This window comes from Streptomyces sp. 3211.6, from assembly GCF_003634815.1.
GTDB lineage: Bacteria > Actinomycetota > Actinomycetes > Streptomycetales > Streptomycetaceae > Streptomyces > Streptomyces katrae_A.
This window is the reverse complement of the sequence record NZ_RBXC01000001.1, coordinates 297,594-313,072: the sequence shown is the minus strand read 5'-3', so window position 1 is coordinate 313,072 and position 15,479 is coordinate 297,594. Positions and strand designations below refer to the sequence as shown.

18 protein-coding genes are annotated in these 15,479 nt (G+C 74.2%); 9 read left to right on the top strand and 9 right to left on the bottom strand.

Features of this window, described 5'->3' with window-relative positions; genetic code table 11:
- Nucleotides 1–31: 31 nt before the first annotated feature.
- Nucleotides 32–1,672, bottom strand: coding sequence for a phosphoglucomutase (alpha-D-glucose-1,6-bisphosphate-dependent) (gene pgm / locus BX286_RS01640; protein WP_079431270.1), 1,641 nt, complete (start codon nucleotides 1,670–1,672; stop codon nucleotides 32–34).
- Between the two features lie 181 nt (nucleotides 1,673–1,853).
- Here pgm and BX286_RS01635 point away from each other — a divergent pair, with 181 nt between their 5' ends.
- Nucleotides 1,854–2,123 carry a hypothetical protein gene (locus BX286_RS01635; protein WP_121014377.1) on the top strand — a complete coding sequence of 90 codons (270 nt, stop codon included), beginning with the start codon at nucleotides 1,854–1,856 and terminating at the stop codon, nucleotides 2,121–2,123.
- A gap of 17 nt (nucleotides 2,124–2,140) precedes the next feature.
- Here BX286_RS01635 and BX286_RS01630 read toward each other — a convergent pair whose 3' ends face one another.
- Entirely contained in the window at nucleotides 2,141–2,992 is an 852-nt protein-coding gene (locus BX286_RS01630) for a LysR family transcriptional regulator (protein WP_121014376.1), read from the bottom strand.
- Between the two features lie 82 nt (nucleotides 2,993–3,074).
- Between BX286_RS01630 and BX286_RS01625 the strand changes: the two genes are divergently transcribed.
- The gene (locus tag BX286_RS01625) at nucleotides 3,075–3,584 is read left to right on the top strand and encodes a cupin domain-containing protein (RefSeq protein ID WP_079431273.1); all 510 of its coding nucleotides are present in this window, start codon (nucleotides 3,075–3,077) and stop codon (nucleotides 3,582–3,584) included.
- A 37-nt stretch (nucleotides 3,585–3,621) separates the two neighbouring features.
- Here BX286_RS01625 and BX286_RS01620 read toward each other — a convergent pair whose 3' ends face one another.
- Both BX286_RS01620 and BX286_RS01615 read right to left on the bottom strand, forming a co-directional pair.
- Nucleotides 3,622–4,899 (bottom strand): 3-hydroxybutyrate oligomer hydrolase family protein, encoded by a 1,278-nt coding sequence (locus BX286_RS01620; protein WP_100862108.1) that lies wholly within the window; start codon nucleotides 4,897–4,899, stop codon nucleotides 3,622–3,624.
- A 233-nt stretch (nucleotides 4,900–5,132) separates the two neighbouring features.
- Nucleotides 5,133–6,641: a PHB depolymerase family esterase gene (locus BX286_RS01615; RefSeq protein ID WP_398898052.1), complete on the bottom strand. Its 1,509-nt coding sequence runs from the start codon at nucleotides 6,639–6,641 to the stop codon at nucleotides 5,133–5,135.
- Nucleotides 6,642–6,937: 296 nt separating this feature from the next.
- Here BX286_RS01615 and BX286_RS01610 point away from each other — a divergent pair, with 296 nt between their 5' ends.
- Nucleotides 6,938–7,678 carry a hypothetical protein gene (locus BX286_RS01610; RefSeq protein WP_121014375.1) on the top strand — a complete coding sequence of 247 codons (741 nt, stop codon included), beginning with the start codon at nucleotides 6,938–6,940 and terminating at the stop codon, nucleotides 7,676–7,678.
- 57 nt (nucleotides 7,679–7,735) lie between these two features.
- Here the strand turns inward: BX286_RS01610 and BX286_RS01605 are convergent, their stop codons facing one another.
- Complete coding sequence (locus BX286_RS01605) at nucleotides 7,736–8,362, bottom strand: TetR family transcriptional regulator (RefSeq protein ID WP_100862106.1); 627 nt, start codon at nucleotides 8,360–8,362, stop codon at nucleotides 7,736–7,738.
- A 100-nt stretch (nucleotides 8,363–8,462) separates the two neighbouring features.
- On the opposite strand from BX286_RS01605, the gene BX286_RS01600 reads away from it, so the two are divergent.
- The 3 genes from BX286_RS01600 (at nucleotide 8,463) to BX286_RS01590 (ending at nucleotide 9,851) form a co-directional block, all read left to right on the top strand.
- Entirely contained in the window at nucleotides 8,463–8,654 is a 192-nt protein-coding gene (locus BX286_RS01600) for a hypothetical protein (RefSeq protein ID WP_079431276.1), read from the top strand.
- The gene (locus BX286_RS37290) at nucleotides 8,651–9,001 is read left to right on the top strand and encodes a DUF4190 domain-containing protein (protein WP_121014374.1); all 351 of its coding nucleotides are present in this window, start codon (nucleotides 8,651–8,653) and stop codon (nucleotides 8,999–9,001) included. The genes BX286_RS01600 and BX286_RS37290 overlap by 4 nt, the downstream gene beginning before the upstream one ends.
- A gap of 115 nt (nucleotides 9,002–9,116) precedes the next feature.
- Nucleotides 9,117–9,851 (top strand): hypothetical protein, encoded by a 735-nt coding sequence (locus BX286_RS01590; RefSeq protein WP_079431278.1) that lies wholly within the window; start codon nucleotides 9,117–9,119, stop codon nucleotides 9,849–9,851.
- A gap of 28 nt (nucleotides 9,852–9,879) precedes the next feature.
- Here the strand turns inward: BX286_RS01590 and BX286_RS01585 are convergent, their stop codons facing one another.
- From BX286_RS01585 to BX286_RS01575, 3 genes are all read right to left on the bottom strand, one after another.
- On the bottom strand, nucleotides 9,880–10,317 hold the full coding sequence (locus BX286_RS01585; protein ID WP_079431279.1) for a DUF2267 domain-containing protein: 438 nt from the start codon (nucleotides 10,315–10,317) through the stop codon (nucleotides 9,880–9,882).
- A 90-nt stretch (nucleotides 10,318–10,407) separates the two neighbouring features.
- A complete protein-coding gene (locus BX286_RS01580; RefSeq protein ID WP_079431280.1) occupies nucleotides 10,408–10,803 on the bottom strand; it encodes a DUF2267 domain-containing protein in 396 nt (131 codons plus the stop codon).
- A 128-nt stretch (nucleotides 10,804–10,931) separates the two neighbouring features.
- Nucleotides 10,932–11,360 (bottom strand): Hsp20/alpha crystallin family protein, encoded by a 429-nt coding sequence (locus BX286_RS01575; RefSeq protein WP_079431281.1) that lies wholly within the window; start codon nucleotides 11,358–11,360, stop codon nucleotides 10,932–10,934.
- Nucleotides 11,361–11,461: 101 nt separating this feature from the next.
- Here BX286_RS01575 and BX286_RS01570 point away from each other — a divergent pair, with 101 nt between their 5' ends.
- Both BX286_RS01570 and BX286_RS01565 read left to right on the top strand, forming a co-directional pair.
- Entirely contained in the window at nucleotides 11,462–12,208 is a 747-nt protein-coding gene (locus tag BX286_RS01570; protein ID WP_398898047.1) for a hypothetical protein, read from the top strand.
- Between the two features lie 90 nt (nucleotides 12,209–12,298).
- Nucleotides 12,299–12,808, top strand: a complete 510-nt coding sequence (locus tag BX286_RS01565) for a hypothetical protein (protein ID WP_261993297.1) — start codon at nucleotides 12,299–12,301, stop codon at nucleotides 12,806–12,808.
- Between the two features lie 16 nt (nucleotides 12,809–12,824).
- Here BX286_RS01565 and BX286_RS01560 read toward each other — a convergent pair whose 3' ends face one another.
- Nucleotides 12,825–14,237 (bottom strand): aminopeptidase P family protein, encoded by a 1,413-nt coding sequence (locus tag BX286_RS01560; RefSeq protein WP_121017478.1) that lies wholly within the window; start codon nucleotides 14,235–14,237, stop codon nucleotides 12,825–12,827.
- Between the two features lie 148 nt (nucleotides 14,238–14,385).
- Between BX286_RS01560 and BX286_RS01555 the strand changes: the two genes are divergently transcribed.
- Nucleotides 14,386–15,369 carry a helix-turn-helix transcriptional regulator gene (locus BX286_RS01555; protein ID WP_187344060.1) on the top strand — a complete coding sequence of 328 codons (984 nt, stop codon included), beginning with the start codon at nucleotides 14,386–14,388 and terminating at the stop codon, nucleotides 15,367–15,369.
- Nucleotides 15,370–15,479: the final 110 nt, after the last annotated feature.

Sequence of the window (15,479 nt, the reverse complement as noted above, 5' to 3'; positions counted from 1 at the left end):
CGGCTCGCCCCATGTGCCCCCCCGCTCCGGTTCAGGAGGACAGGGCGGCGGCAACGACCGAACGCGCCGCTTCCTGGACTTCGGCGAGGTGCGCGGGGCCCCGGAACGATTCTGCATAGATCTTGTACACGTCCTCGGTGCCCGAGGGGCGGGCCGCGAACCAGGCGTGTTCGGTGGTCACCTTGATCCCGCCGAACGCCGCCCCGTTGCCCGGCGCGCTGGTGAGCACGCCGGTCACCGCGTCGCCGGCCAGGGCGTCGGCCGTGACCTGCTCCGGGGACAGCCGGCTGAGGACGGCCTTCTCCTCCCGGGTGGCCGGTGCGTCGATGCGGGCGTAGGCGGGCGCGCCGAACCGGGCGGTGAGCGCGTCGTACCGCTCGGACGGGCTCTGCCCGGTGATCGCGAGGATCTCGGAGGCGAGCAGGGCGAGGAGGATGCCATCCTTGTCGGTGGTCCACACGGACCCGTCGCGGCGGAGGAAGGAGGCCCCCGCGGACTCCTCTCCGCCGAAGCCGAGAGTGCCGCCGGCCAGGCCGTCGACGAACCACTTGAAACCGACCGGGACCTCCACCAGTTCCCGGCCGAGGTCGGCGGCCACCCGGTCGATCATCCCGGAGGACACCAGGGTCTTGCCGATGCCCGCGGAGACCGGCCATCCGGCGCGGTGGCGGCAGAGGTAGTCGATGGCGGTGGCGAGGTAGTGGTTGGGGTTCATCAGGCCGCCGTCGGGGGTCACGATGCCGTGCCGGTCGGCGTCGGCGTCGTTGCCGGTCGTGACGTCGAACCGGTCCCGGTCCTCGATCAGCGAGGCCATCGCGTACGGGGAAGAGCAGTCCATACGGATCTTCCCGTCCCAGTCCAGGGTCATGAACCGCCAGGTGGGGTCGGTCTCCGGGTTGACGACGGTCAGGTCGAGGCGGTGCTCCTCGGCGATGCGCCCCCAGTAGGCGACCGACGCGCCGCCGAGCGGGTCGGCGCCGATGCGCACGCCGGCCGCTCGGACGGCGTCCAGGTCCAGTACGGAGGGCAGGTCGCCGACGTACGCCCCGAGGAAGTCGTACCGCCCGGTGGCCGGGGCCGCGAGGGCCCGCGCGTACGGGAGCCTGCGGACCTCCTTCGAGCCGCCGGCGATGATCTCGTTGGCCCGGTCCTGGATCCAGCCGGTGGCGTCCGATCCGGCAGGTCCGCCGTGGGGCGGATTGTACTTGAACCCGCCGTCACCCGGAGGGTTGTGCGAGGGAGTGACGACCACCCCGTCGGCCAGGGCGCCGGTGCGTCCGCGGTTGTGGGTGAGGATGGCGTGGGAGACGGCGGGCGTCGGGGTGTAGCCGTCCGCCGTGTCGATCAGGACGTCCACGTCGTTGGCCGCGAACACCTCGAGCGCCGTCACCCGGGCCGGTTCGGACAGCGCGTGCGTGTCGGCCCCGAGGAACAGCGGCCCGTTCACGCCCTGCCGGGCCCGGTACTCGCAGATGGCCTGGCTCGTCGCGGCGATGTGGTCCTCGTTGAACGCGGTGGCGAGGGACGACCCGCGGTGCCCCGAGGTACCGAAGCTCACGCGCTGGGCCGGATCGGCGGGGTCCGGGTGCAGGGCGTAGTACGCGGTCACCAGCCGCGACACGTCGACCAGGTCCTCCGCCCGCGCCCGCTGCCCCGCTCGCTCGTTCGACATCCTTCGCTCCTCCGTATCGCCGCTCCGGCCTCGTACCCACACGGCCTACCCAGTGGAGGCCCCTCCTATCAGTGCTTTTCATCACCTTCATCCGTATTCGGGTCGGCCGCGGGCCGCAGGCCGCGGACGTGGGGCGGCTCGATGTGGGTATACGCCACCGGTCGACGAAAGGAGCTGCGTCATGGACGGCGGCACACGGCACGAAGCGGAAGCGGCCGGCGGCATGGAGAAGAAGCGGCAGGCCCCCGGCATCGGCCGCGAGGAGCAGACCAGCGCCCACCCCGGCCCGGACCCCGTGCACCCCGAGGCAAGCAGGCTCGTTGGGGGCAGGACACCGCAGGAGCTCCGGGACCGGCAGGAACGGAACAAGGAGCGGAGCAAGGAGCGGAACAGGGGGCCGACCAAGGAACGGGACAAGGAAGGGAACGAGGAGCACGGACACGACTCGTAACCGCCCCCGCCCGCCCCTCACCCCCGGTACGCCGCCACGGCGATCCGGGCGAACTCCGTCACCAGCGGGTTCGTCTCGCCCCGCTGCCAGGCCACCACCACGGGGTTCGCAGCCATGTCGGCCAGCGGCACCAGGACCAGCCCCTCGGGCGGGGCGTGCCCGAGCGGGGCCAGGCCGACGGTCCCGTTCCACCGCACGACCTGAAGGCACTCCTGCACCGCCCGGACGACGGGCCCCTCGCGTTCCTCGCCACCGTTCCAGTAGGCCTGCCAGAGCGGATCGGTGCCCGGGGGGAACCGGAACCAGCGGCGGCCGGCCAGCTCGGGCAGCTCCAGGCGGGCCCTGCCCGCCAGCGGGTCGTCCGCGCGCAGCAGCACCCCCACGGGATCGGCGCGCAGCTCACGCACCGTCAGACCGGTCCGGTCGAACGGCCCGCGGGTCAGGGCGACGTCGACGAGCCCGGCCCGCAGTCCGCACGTCGGATCGGCCAGGCCGGTCTCGCGGACGCGGACCTCCACACCCGGATGGCGCCGCCGGTACGCGGCGGCCAGCCGGCGGGCGCCCGGGTCGGCCTGGTCGCTCAGCATGCCGACCGTGAGGGTGCCGGCGCCGGCCGCGGCGGCCACCCGCACCCGCGCCCGCTCGGCCCGCTCCAGCAGGGCGCGCGCCTCGTCCAGCAGCGCCGCCCCGGCCGCGGTGAGCGCGACGCCGCCGGCCGAGCGGTCCAGCAGGACGGCCCCGACGTCCGCTTCGAGCCGCTTGACGGCCCGGCTCAGCGGCGGCTGGCTCATGTGCAGCCGGGCGGCGGCCCGGCCGAAGTGGAGCTCCTCGGCGACGGCGACGAAATAGACCAGCGTTCTCAGCTCCATGACCGGCCACGATACCCAGCCGGTATCGGGACCCTCCAGACGGTATTGGACGGGCACCGGGCCCCGGAGCTGCAATCGGAACATGACAGCACACGCACCTGCCGGACACCCCGGGGCCGACCCCGCCGTGTCCGTGGTCCTCCCCGGCCAGGGGGAGGAGATCGTCCTGGGCACCACCGTGATGCGCATCCTGGAGGACGGCGGCACCACGGGGCACCGCATCGGATTCGCCGAGTCCGTCCTCGCCCCGCACACCCCCGGACCGCCGCAACACCGCCACGCCGAGCACGACGAGGGCTTCTACGTCCTCTCCGGCACCGTGCGCTTCACCGTCGGCCCCGACAGCCACGACGCGCCCGCCGGCACGCTCGTCGTGGTCCCGCCCGGCGCCCCGCACACCTTCGCCAATGTCACCGACGAGCCGGCCGTCATGCTCAGCACGTTCACCCCCGGCCGGTACGCACAGTACTTCCGCGACCTCCAGGGCATGCTCGCCGGCGGACACCCGCTGACCCCGCAGGCGCACGTCACCGCCATGGCCCGCTACGCCACCCGCCCCGCCCCCGAATTCCCCGCCGCCCCGCCCACCTGACGCCCGGACCGGCCCCCGGGCCCGTCCGGATCCGCGGCTACGCGGTGAGCGGGCAGCTCGTGAGCGGGTCCTCGCCGGCGGGCGGACGCGGCAGCGTGCGGCCGGCCGGCGGCGGCACACCGCGGCCGAGCCAGGTTTCCAGGGCGGCCAGGGCGGAGCGGTGACACGGGACGAGGGGACGGAGCTCGCCGGGGAAGGCGTCGAACAAGGAGTCGACGTGTGTTCCTCCCTCGATCCGGTAGTACCGCAGCAGAGGGCCGCGGCCCGCGTCGGCGACCATCCGCGCGTACACGTCGGAGTCCTGACTGATGGGCAGCAGGACGTCCAGCGTGCCGTGCAGCGTGATGAGGGGCTTGCCGATGCGGCCCGTCAGCGAGATCTTCGCCACCGCCTCGTGAACGCTCCCGGGCCGCAGGCGGTAGTCGTAGTCCGCGTCGCAGGCGGGGGTGCCCGGCGCGCAGAACGGGGTCCCCGCCTCCTGCCGGCCGTCATAGCCGGGGTCCAGCTCCTCGCGGTAGATCCGCTGGGTCAGGTCCCAGTAGTACTGGTGGTGGAAGGGCCACAGGAACTCCGATCCGGCCGGGAATCCGGCGGCGAGCAGCTCCTGACGGGCCTGCTCCGCCCCCGCGCCTCCCGCGGCGTAGCGGGGGTAGGCGGCGAGGGCCGGCGGCAGGAAGGTGAGCAGGTTCGGCCCCTGCTCCCGCCAGAGGGTGCCCTCCCAGTCCACGCCGCCGTCGTACAGCTCGGGATGGTTCTCCAGCTGCCAGCGCACCAGGTAGCCGCCGTTGGACATACCGGTGGCGAGGGTGCGGGAGGGCGGCCGCAGGTAGCGCTGGGCGACGACGGCGCGGGCCGCGCGGTTGAGCTGCGTGACCCGTGCGTTCCACTCGGCGATCGCATCCCCCGGTGCCTTGCCGTCGCGGTAGAAGGCGGTGCCCGTGTTGCCCTTGTCGGTCGCCGCGAAGGCGTATCCGCGGGCCAGGACCCAGTCGCCGATGGCCCGGTCGTTGGCGTACTGCTCGCGCAGCCCGGGCGAGCCGGTGACGACCAGGCCGCCGTTCCAGTGGTCCGGCAGGCGGATCACGAACTGGGAGTCGTGGTTCCAGCCGTGATCGGTGTTGCCGGTGGAGGAGTCCGGGAAGTATCCGTCGACCTGGATCCCCGGTACGCCGCTCGGCACGCTCAGACCGGCCGGGGTCAGCCCCGCCCAGTCGGCCGGGTCGGTGTGTCCCGAGGCGACGGTCCCGGCCGTGGTCAGCTCGTCCAGGCAGGCCGGGACCTGGAGTTCGGCTCCGGGCACCTTCAGCCGCGACATCCCGGCACAGTGACCGTCCGCCGGGGCCGCCGCGCCGCGGTCCCCGGCGGCTGCGGGCCCCGCGGCGAGGGTCACCAACGCGGCCGCCGCCGCGAAAGCCCTGCGCAGCGGGACGAAGCGTGAGCTGCGACGGGGCCGGGGTCGTGGTGGTCGTTGCGCCGCCGGTGCGCAAAGGTGCACGGGTACCTCCTGCGGGCCGTGTGTATGGGGGAGGGGAGTCAGGGGAGGGGGAATCAGGGGCAGGCGCCGTCGGCGAGGACGAAATATCCGGCCGGCGACTCCTTCAGGGTGTGCGTGGTGAAGGTGTTGTAGAGGCCCATGTCCTGGTGCGAGCCCTTGGCGTAGGCGTGACCGCCGTCCGTGGTGGCGCGTCCTGCCCGGACCTGCTGGTAGTTGTCCGCCGTCCAGCACCTCGGTGACACGCCCGTGGTCGAGGCGCTGATCCCGGCCGAGCGGGCCCCTTCGGCGCCGGCGCCGTCCCGGGCCGCCACGCTGTAGGTGTGGGTGCTGCCCGGGCTCAGACCCGTGTCGGTGAACGGGGGCCCGCCGGGCGTCGCGATCCGGACCCCGTCGCGGTACACCGCGTACGAGGCGGCTCCGCCGACGCCGTTCCAGGCCAGGGTGAGCGAGGTGTCGGTGGCACCGGTGAGGGACAGCCCGCCCGGGGCGGGCAGGTCCCCGGCCCCCGGACCCGAGCCGTCCAGGCCGAAGAAGCCGGTGATCCAGTAGCTGGAGCAGACCGACCGGATGAAGTGGGCCGTCCCCGTGGCGCCGCACTGCTGGGGGCCCGTTCCCGGGTCCACCGGCGTGCCGTGCCCGATGGAGGGCACCCGGTCCACCTCGACGGCCACGCTCCCGTCGGCCGCCAGGTACTGCTCGCGGCGGGTCCCGTCCGGGCCGATGGTGGAGGTGCGGTCCGGGACCTGGCCCAGGCCGTGCACGGCGGTCCACTGGTCGCGCAGCTCGTCGGCGTTCGCCGGGACGACCGTCGTGTCGCGGTCCCCGTGCCAGACGGCCACCCTCGGCCAGGGCCCGCCGTAGCCGGGATGGGCGTTCCTGACGCTGTCGGCCCAGACCGCCGGGGTGCGGTCCACGCCCGGATTCATGCACGTGTAGGCAGCGGCCACCGTGCCGGCGCAGTCGTAGGGGATGCCTGCGACGACGGCACCGGCCCGGAACACGTCGGGGTAGGCGGCGAGCAGCACGGCGGTCATGGCACCGCCGGCAGAAAGCCCGGTGACGTAGACGCGGGCCGGGTCGGTCCCGTAGCCGGCCGCCACCGCCGCGACCATCTGCCGGATCGAGGCGGCCTCGCCCTGCCCGCGGCGGTTGTCGCCGGGTTCGAAGAAGTTGAAGCACCGGTTGCCGTTGTTGGCCGGCGTGGTCTCGGGGAACACGAGGAGGAAGTGGTACCGGTCCGCGAACGTGCTCAGCCCGGAGTTGTCGGCGTAGACCTGGGCGCTCTGCGTACAGCCGTGCAGCGCCACCACCACGGCCGCGTTCCGGGGCAGACCGGCGGGCCGGTAGACGTACATGTTCAGCGCACCAGGGTTCGGCCCGAAGTCGCCGGCCTTCTCCAGCGAGACGGCGGCCCGGGCGGCCGGAGCGGGGGTGACGAGCACCGCCCCCGCCGCCACGGCCACCGCCGCGGCCACCGCGGCCGTCCGCCCGCGCCGCTGCCCGCGCCGGCCCCTCGCCCCGGCGGAAGACGCCCGCCGCGGCCGTGTCTCACGCATGAACATGGCGGCTCCCTGTACGGATACGGAGGAACACAGGACCGACTCGATCGCCGGACCGCGGAGCCGGCCGTCCATCCGCGCAGGTGGACGCGGCACCGGGGCGTCCTTGACCGTAGGCGCCGCGTCCACCCCCGGAGAATGGTGCGGCGGTCCACATGCCCCGGTACAGCCTGTATGCCCAGCCCGTTGCACCGAAGGGGCCGCACCTGCTACCGGCGCCCGGCCCGCGGCGTGTCCTGCGCCCTGGCCGTTCGCTAACGTGGGGCCCGCCGGAGAAGCCGCCCGACGGAAAAGAACACATGCACCTCCTTGAGGACCACCACCCCGGTCTCTCGCCGCTCGCCCGCAAGCTGCTCGAGCGCACCGGCCGCCGCCAGGAGCCGGCAGGCCCCCGGATCCCGACGGAGTTGCTGACGGTCCCCGACCGCACCGGCACCGGCCGGCGGGTCCCCGCCCCGCTGGAGCTGGTGACCGCTCGTGAGGGCTTCGCGCAGAGGCTCGGCGGGCTGCGCTACACGGTCCGGCGCAGCACTCCGGGAGTCCCCGGCGAGCAGCGGGAAAGCGCCTCGGAGTGGAACTGGGACCTGGGTACGGCCGTGTGGCCGGATCCGGCGGGGGGCTGGTACTTCGAGTGGACCGGAGAGCTCGTCTCCAGCCCCGTCCGCTACCTCGCCCACACCGACGGGCGCGTGGGAGTGGAGGCCGGCGACGGAGTGTTCCGGGAGATCGCCTCCTCGACGACGCACCTGATCGAGTCCCACGCCGTCATGGACGCGGTCGCGGGATGGGACCCCTGGCCGATCGAAGCCGACGGCCACGCCGTGGCCGGCCGACTGGACGGCCTCACCGAGGTCGCCGAAGCGTCGGGGCCGATGCTGGGGTGGAGGATGTCCGACGTGGTGGCCGTCATGGAGTTCCGCGAGTGGAGCAACCAAGTGCCCCGTGCGCCGAGGGCGTTCATGTGGTCCCGCGGCGAGGAGGGCCGGCGCCGCCTGCACGACGCCACACGCGCTGCCCGCCCCGGCGGCCGCGACTGCTGAGCGGTACCGGCCCGCCCGCCCCCGCCGCGCCGGCGCCCGGTGGCCATCCCCGGCGGGTCACGCCCTCCAGTGCGCCCGCCCCAGATGGATCAGCCGGAGCTGGGCCCGGGCGGTGGCGGCGGCGGCCGACCAGTCCTCGCCCCGCAGCGAGGCCGCGAGGAACGCCGACGCCGTCATGAACATGTGGTCGACCAGCAGCCGGGCCAGCATCCGCACGTCGTCGGGAGTCCAGCCGGCGCCGCCGGGATCCGCACGCAGGACGGCACCGATCTCGTCGGCGAAGGCGTCGAGTTGGGCGGCGATGGCCTCGCGCACCGCCGGGACCCCGCCGTGGCGCTCGCGGACCAGGAAGCGGACGTGCCCGGGCCTGCTGCGCACCAGCGCGGCGACCAGCCGCACCGCGGCGTCGCCGCGCCGCTCGGCGTCACCGGTCGCGGCCAGCATCCCCCGTACCGTCACGTGCAGGCTGGCCAGGGCCTCTTCGACGAGTGCGGTCCCGAGTTCGTCCATGCCCCGGAAATGCCGGTAGAAGGCGGTGGGGGAGACGCCGGCGGCCCGGGTGACCTCCCTGAGGCCCAGGCTGCCGAGGCTGCGCTCCTCCAGCTCCGAGAGGGCCGCGTCGAGCAGGGCCCGTCGGGTGCGGCGGCGCTGCATCTCGCGGACTCCGGTGGTGTGCAAGGTCATGACGCGCAGTCAAGCGCGTCACACTCGCGCTGCGCCAGCATGAAGCCAATTAGACTGGGTAGTCAGTGCACAACTGTTACCTGAATGGAAGGACGAAACCATGCTCTTCCTCGTAGGTGCCCTGCTGGTGCTCGGAGTCGTGCTCGGTGCCGTGGTCCACGTCCCCGTGCCCGTCAGCGTGGGCGCAGGCCTCGCCATCGCCCTGTGGCTCGCCGTGTTCGCCGCCCGCGAGCGGTTCTCGGGCCGCCGCCGCCCCGCGCGGGCCGGCCGGGTGCACGGGGGTGCGCGGTGAACACGCGGACCGAAGACAAGCGCCGTGCCCGTGCCGAAGCGGCTCCGCACTCCCGCTCCCGCGACCGGTCGCAGGCGAGCGCCCGGGGCGCGGCCCCCGCCCCCGCCCGTGCCCGGCGCGACGCCGATGCGATGGCCGTGACGGCATTCGTCCTGGGCCTCGTCGGACTGCTCGTGACGAACCTGCTGCTCGGCCCGGTCGCCGTCGTCCTCGGCGTCGTCGCCCTGCGGCGGCGCACCCGCAGGCCCGGCCGCGCCCGCCTGGGCATCGCCCTGGGCGTGGCCGACCTGGTCGTCCTCGCCTGCCTCGTCACCGCCGACGGGACGTGGTCGTGGAGCCTCGCCTGACCGTGCCGGTGCGCGGGGCATACGCTCGGGAACGCGGCGGGCCCCGCGGACGTCGGACGTTGCAGGGAGCGATCTCTTTGTAGACACTTCACTACCGGGTGAGGAGGAGGAGCCGATGAGCGCGGCCCACGAGGCACGGCCATGGCCGGACGAAGTCAGCGTCGACAACGCGAGGACGACGCTGCTGCAGCTCCTCGCCCGGGCGGGGGTCCCCTCCGGTGACGCGCGCCAGCTGATCGGGCTCGTCGAGGCGGGCGCCCTGGCTCTCGCGCACGCGGAACTCGACGGCGCCGGCCGGACCGTCCCGGGGGACAAGGGCGAGGAGTACCGGTCGGGCTGGCTCGACGGCGCCGAGGCCCTGCTGGAGGAGCTCGGCGCCGTGGCCGAGCGCACCCTGGCGGGGGTCACGGGACCGGAGGGGGACCAGGGCGGGGCCGGTGGGCACCCCCGGGCCCGGCGGATGGAAGTGGAGCGGGCCAAGGTCGCGCTCACCCCCCTCTACCTGTCGTTCACCCCGGCTTCGGAGCTGGACCCGGAGGTGACCGAAGAAGTGCTCGTCGCCGTCCTCGGGACGATGAGCCCCCGGGAGCGGGCCGGCTACGCCGGACGGCTGACGGAGTTCGCCGCGCTCCACCGCAGCCGGCTCGAGCGGCTGTTCGCGGCGTACGGACCCGACAGCGCCACCGTGGTGCACGGCCGCTACTCCCTCCTCCACTCGGTGACGAGCATCGCCGTGCTGGAACGGCTGATCGCCTCCCCCGGGGCGCTGCGGGAGCAGTGGGAGGCCGCGGAGCTGCCGCCGGCGTGGCTCGACGGACTGACGACCGCCTGGACCGCCGCCCCGGCCTGAGCCTCACAGCCGGCTCGTCCCTCTCCGGTCACCCTGGCCGGACGGCGAGTTCGGCCTGTCCGAAGAGCAGGGCGTATCCGCTGGGGAGGGTGCGCAGGATGCGCGTGAGGAGGTCGGGGCCGGCGATGCGGGCCACGACGGCGAGGACGGCACCGGTGTCCCAGCGGGCGACGGCCTGGCTGGTGCCGGTGCGGGAGGCCAGGTCTTTGACGAAGCCCCAGCCGGTGAGGGTGTCGAAGGCGGGGACCTGGGTGGTCAGGGTGAGGGCGGCCTCGGCGGGGAGCCGGGCGGCGAGGTCGACGCGTTCGTCCCCGGTCAGTCGTCGGCCGAGCCCGGCCAGGACGTGGTGGACCGCTTCGGCCGCGCGCCCGGTGTCGGGGTAGGCGCCCTCGTAACGCACGGCTTCCAGCATCTGCTCGTACGTCATCACCGGCGCGGGCCGGTGGAGTTCGGCCTGGTCGAACATGGTGTCTGGCTCTGCCTTTCGTATCAGCGCCTTCCGGTGGGCAGGGCTTCGGAGCCGCAGGCCCACGGGGCGCGGCGGACGGGGAGGGTGTCAGTCGGAGCGGGGGCGGCCGAAGAGGAGGTCGTAGCCGGGCGGGAGCTGGAGGAGGACGCGTTGCAGCAGTTCCTCGTCCACGGCGTCGGCGACGGTCGACAGCACGGCGCTGACGTCCCAGCGGGCGGTGTTCTCGGTGGCCCCGTCGATCCACGCGGCGGTCGCGCGGACGAACCGCCGCGCGTCCAGGGGCTCGTGCGCGGGCAGCGGGTTGAGCAGGATGAGCGCGTACGTCTCGGGCAGGCGGGCGGCCACCCGCGCCCGGTCCTCCCCGACGAGGTGGGCGCCCAGGAGGGCGAGGACCACCCGGGCGGCACGGTCGGCCTCCGCGCGGGAGGTGTATGCGCCGCGCTCCTGAATGTGCTCGATGAAGGCGTCCCAGCGCAAGGTCATGGCGCGTGCCTCCGCAGGTGGAGCGTCCTGTAGCGGGTGCGGGCGGCGCCGGGAGGCAGAGGGGGAGGGGGACGTCCCTCCGCCTCCCGGCCGACCGCGGGGTGCCCTGGGGCGGGCCGCCGGAACGGTCAGCTGCTGATCTGCTTGACGCTGCCGTCGCCGATGGCGATCTTGCGCGGCTTGGCGCGCTCGGCGATGGGGATCCGCAGGGTCAGCACGCCCGCTTCGTAGTCGGCGGAGATGTGCTCGGTGTCCAGGGTGTCGGCCAGGACGATCTGCCGGGAGAAGACCCCGAGCGGCCGCTCGGAGAGCTCCATCTGGGCCTGCTCCGACTTCGCGGTCGGCCGGCGCTCGGCCTTGACGGTGAGCATGTTCCGCTCGACGTCGATCTCGATCGCGTCCTTGGCCACACCCGGGATGTCGAAGGCGATCACATAGGCGTCGCCGTCGCGGTAGGCGTCCATAGGCATCGCCGACGGCCTCGACCACGTACCCGGTCCCATCATCTGCTGGGTGAGGCGGTCGAGCTCACGGAAGGGATCGGTGCGCATCAGCATGGGAACCTCCTGATGTGTCTGCAAAGGGTGCCAGTGCGCTTCAGGTACCACTGTTGTAACATGTCATCGAAACGATGACAACCCGATCTGGCATCCAATGGATGACGCGTCGGACTGCCCGGCGGTCATCACCAGGTCCCACAACCTCCGGAGGCGCCGTGGTCCCGCCCCCTGCATCCGACGAGGCCAGGCCGCCCGGCCCGCCCTCTTCCTTCTTCGCGGCCGCGGCGGCGCTCGGCGCGATAGACCGGGCCATGGCAGGCGCCCACGCGCACGACGCGGACGTGCCGGCCGACCCGGCGGCCGCCCTCGCCGCGCTCCTCCTGCTGCGCGAGGTCCGCGAACGGCTCGCGGGCTGGGAGTCCGGCCTGATCGAGACCGCCCGGGACGCCGGCGCCAGCTGGGCCGACCTCGCCGGCCCGCTCGGCGTCGCCAGCCGCCAGGCCGCCGAACGCCGCTACCTCCGGCTGCGGCCCGGCGCCGCCGGCAGCACCGGCGAACAGCGCGTGCAGGCCACCCGAGACTCCCGTGCCGCCCAGCGCACCGTCGACGCCTGGGCCCGCGACCACGCCGCCGACCTGCGCCAGCTCGCCGGCCAGGTCACCGCGCTGGCCGACCTCGCGGCCCCGGGCTCGCCCGGGCGCGCCTCGCTCGGAGAGGTCCGCGAAGCGCTCTCGGGCAGCGACCCGGCCGACCTGCTCGGCCCGCTGGCCGCCGCCGGACCGCACGTCCGCCCCGACGACCCCGCCCTCGCGGACCGGATCGACGTCCTGGTGCGCAAGACCGACGGGCTGCGCCGCAGCAGCGACCGCCGCCGCAACCCCGCTTCAGGCGCCGACGGCCCCTGAAGCCGGGGCACCCGGGGCACCCGGGGTGGCCGGCCGGCCCCGGGGTGTTGCTCCGCCGGCCCGCCGCGGCCGCACCCTACGGTGGGTCCCGTGGCGGAACGGGTGGCGGACGCGGTGGGTACGGCGACGGTCACGGCGCACCTCAAGGAGCGGCTCTACGCGACGATCACCATGATCTCCGTCGTCATCGGCCTCGCGGGCACCGGTCATCCGGACGCCGCCGGTGCCGCGGCCACGGTCGCGACCGCCGCAGTGGGCCTGTGGCTGGCCGCGCTCGTCGCCGACCAGCAGGCCCACCGCGTCACGCACGGCGCCCTCGCCCGGGGACGGGACCTGCGCGTCATGCTCTTCGTCAGCAGCCCCCTGCTGCTGTCGGCCGTGGGCCCGCTCCTCCTGATCGGCGTCTCGGCACTGGGCGCGATGGAACTGAGGACGGCGCTGTACACGGCGGCCGGGGTCAACGTCGCCACCCTGTTCGGGTGGGGCTGCTACGGCGGCATCCGGATGGGCGGAGGAACGGCCCTCGCCCTGCTCGCCGGTGTGATCGACGCGGCGATCGGAACGGCCGTCGCGGTGGTCAAGGCCGGCACCGGCCACTGACGCCGCCGGCCGCCGGTCAGCCCGCCACGCGGGCCATCCACGCCTCGACCTCGTCCGCCGAGCGCGGCAGGCCCGCGGACAGGTTCTCGTGGCCGTCGGCCGTCACCAGCAGGTCGTCCTCGATCCGGACGCCGATGCCGCGCCACTCCTCGGGCACCGTGAGGTCGTCCGGCTGGAAGTACAGGCCCGGCTCCACGGTGAGCACCATGCCCGGCTCCAGCACGCCCTCGACGTACTCCTCGGTGCGGGCCTGGGCGCAGTCGTGCACGTCCAGGCCGAGCATGTGGCCGGTGCCGGCCATCGTGAAACGGCGCTGCAGACCCAGCTCGTACGCGCGGTCCGCCGGGCCCTCGATGAAGCCCCACTCGACGAGCTTCTCCGCGAGGTACCGCTGCGCCGCCACATGGAAGTCGCGGTACGCGGCCCCCGGCTTCACGGCGGCGAAGCCCGCCTCCTGGGCTTCGTACACCGCCTCGTACACCCTGCGCTGCACGGGCGTGAACGTGCCGTCGACGGGCAGGGTGCGGGTGACGTCGGCGGTGTAGAGGGTGTGGGTCTCCACACCGGCGTCCAGCAGGAGCAGGTCGCCGGGACGCACCGGCCCGTCGTTGTCGGTCCAGTGCATGATCGTGGCGTGCTCGCCCGCGGCGCAGATCGAGCCGTATCCGACGGAGTTGCCCTCCAGCCGTGCCCGGCGGAAGAAGGTGCCCTCGATCCACCGCTCGGAGGAGGCGACCGCCCGCGAGAGCTCGCCGACGCAGTCGGTGAAGCCGCGCACGGTGGAGTCGACCGCCTTGCGCATCTCGCCGATCTCCCAGTCGTCCTTGACGAGGCGGAGCCCGCTCAGCGCCTCCTCCAGCTCGGCGTCGCGTCCGGCGTCGGTGGTGACCGCGGCCTCCAGGGCCGGGTCGACGCCGCGGACGATGCGCGTGGGCACGTCGGGCGCGGCCGCCAGGTCGCCCACCGCCGTGCGGACGTCGCGACAGGACAGCCCGAGCACGCGCTCCGACTCGGCGAGGGAGCGCCGGCGGCCCATCCACAGCTCGGCGGTGTAGCCCAGCCAGAACTCGTCGGTGTCCCGGCCGTCGCGCGGCAGCAGGTAGCAGGAGGCGTCGTGGCCGCCGTCCGGGCGGGGTTCGAGGACGAGCGCGCCGTCGCGGGCCCGGTCCCCGGTCATGTGGACGTAGCCGGAGTACGGGCGGAACGGGTAGGGGTCGTCGTTCGAGCGGGTCTTGAGGTTGCCGGACGGGACCACCAGCCGCTCGCCGGGGAAGAGCGCGGAGAGGGCGGCGCGGCGCAGGGCCGCGTACGGGGCCTGCGCGTCGGTCGGGAGGTCGTGCCGTTCGGTGTCCGCCCAGCCCGTCTTCATCAGAGCGGACAGTTCCTCGGAGATCTCCGAGTAGAGGCCGTTCTTGCGACCGTTCGCCACGTCGTGCACCTTCTTCCGGACGGTTTCGGCTGCCGGGAGCCCCCGGCGATGCCCGGACGGTACTGCGGCGGCACGTCCTCCGGAGGCCCTGCCGTGCCAGTGGCACCGATCGGCCACAGCCGCCCCCTGGTCGTCGATAATGCGGTGCATGGCGAACGCGAAACTGGACGAGGCCCTGCGGATGCTGGGGATCGGCCCCGCAGCGGGCCGCGTCTACCGGTCACTCCTGGAACTGGCCCCCGCCCCGCTCGCCAAGCTGCGGCGGGCGGCCGGGCTGGAGGCCACGGCATTCGCCAGGGCGTACGGGGAGCTGGTGGACGCCGGGCTGGCCGCCGCCGCCGAGGAGGGCGCGGACGTGGCGGCGCCGGTCCCTCCCGCCGCCGGCCTGGAGATCCTGGCCAGGCGCCGCGCGGCCGAGCTGGAGGCCTCCCGCATCGCCGTGGGCGGCGCATTCGAATCGTTCCGCCGCCGGCGGCTCACGGCCCGCGACGACAACCTGGTCGAAGTCGTCACCGGTGACGCCGTCGGCCCCAGGCTCCGCCAGGCCTGGGCCAGTGCCCGCGAGCAGATCCGCCAGCTCGAATCGCCGCCCTACGTCCCGCAGACCGAAGCCCTCGACGACGCGCTGGCGACCCTCGCCCGCGGAGTGACGCAGCGGGTCGTCTACTCGAAGGCGTCACTGGAGGTGCCTGGGCGGCTGGAGACGGCCATCGAGCCGTGCATCGAGGCGGGCGAGCAGGCCCGGGTGGCGCCGACCGTCCCGGTCAAGCTGATGATCATCGACGAGGCGTACGCGCTGGTGTCCCTGTCGATCAGGGAGGCCGACGTGCACAACACGACGCTGGTGGTACAGCCGTGCGGCCTGCTCTCGGCCCTGGTCGCCCTGTTCGAGCAGACCTGGCAGCAGGCCCTGCCCTTCCACGGCCGCGCCACCCGCCCGGCCGGCCTGCCGCCGGCCGACCGCCGCCTGCTCCGCCTCCTCGCCGGTGGCGCGGGCGACGAGGTCATCGCCCGCGAACTGGGCATCAGCCGCCGCACCTTCTTCCGCCGCCTGCAGATCCTGATGGCCCGCCTGGGAGCCGAAAACCGCTTCCAGCTGGCCCTCCAGGCCCAGCGCAACGGCTGGCTGTGACCCACGGGCCGACCCAGGCCTGCCGCGCCCGGCCGGCCGGACGTTCCCGGGAAGGCCGCAGCACCCGGACGGCCCGTCCGGATACAGGCGCGCGGCCGGAGGCGCACGCC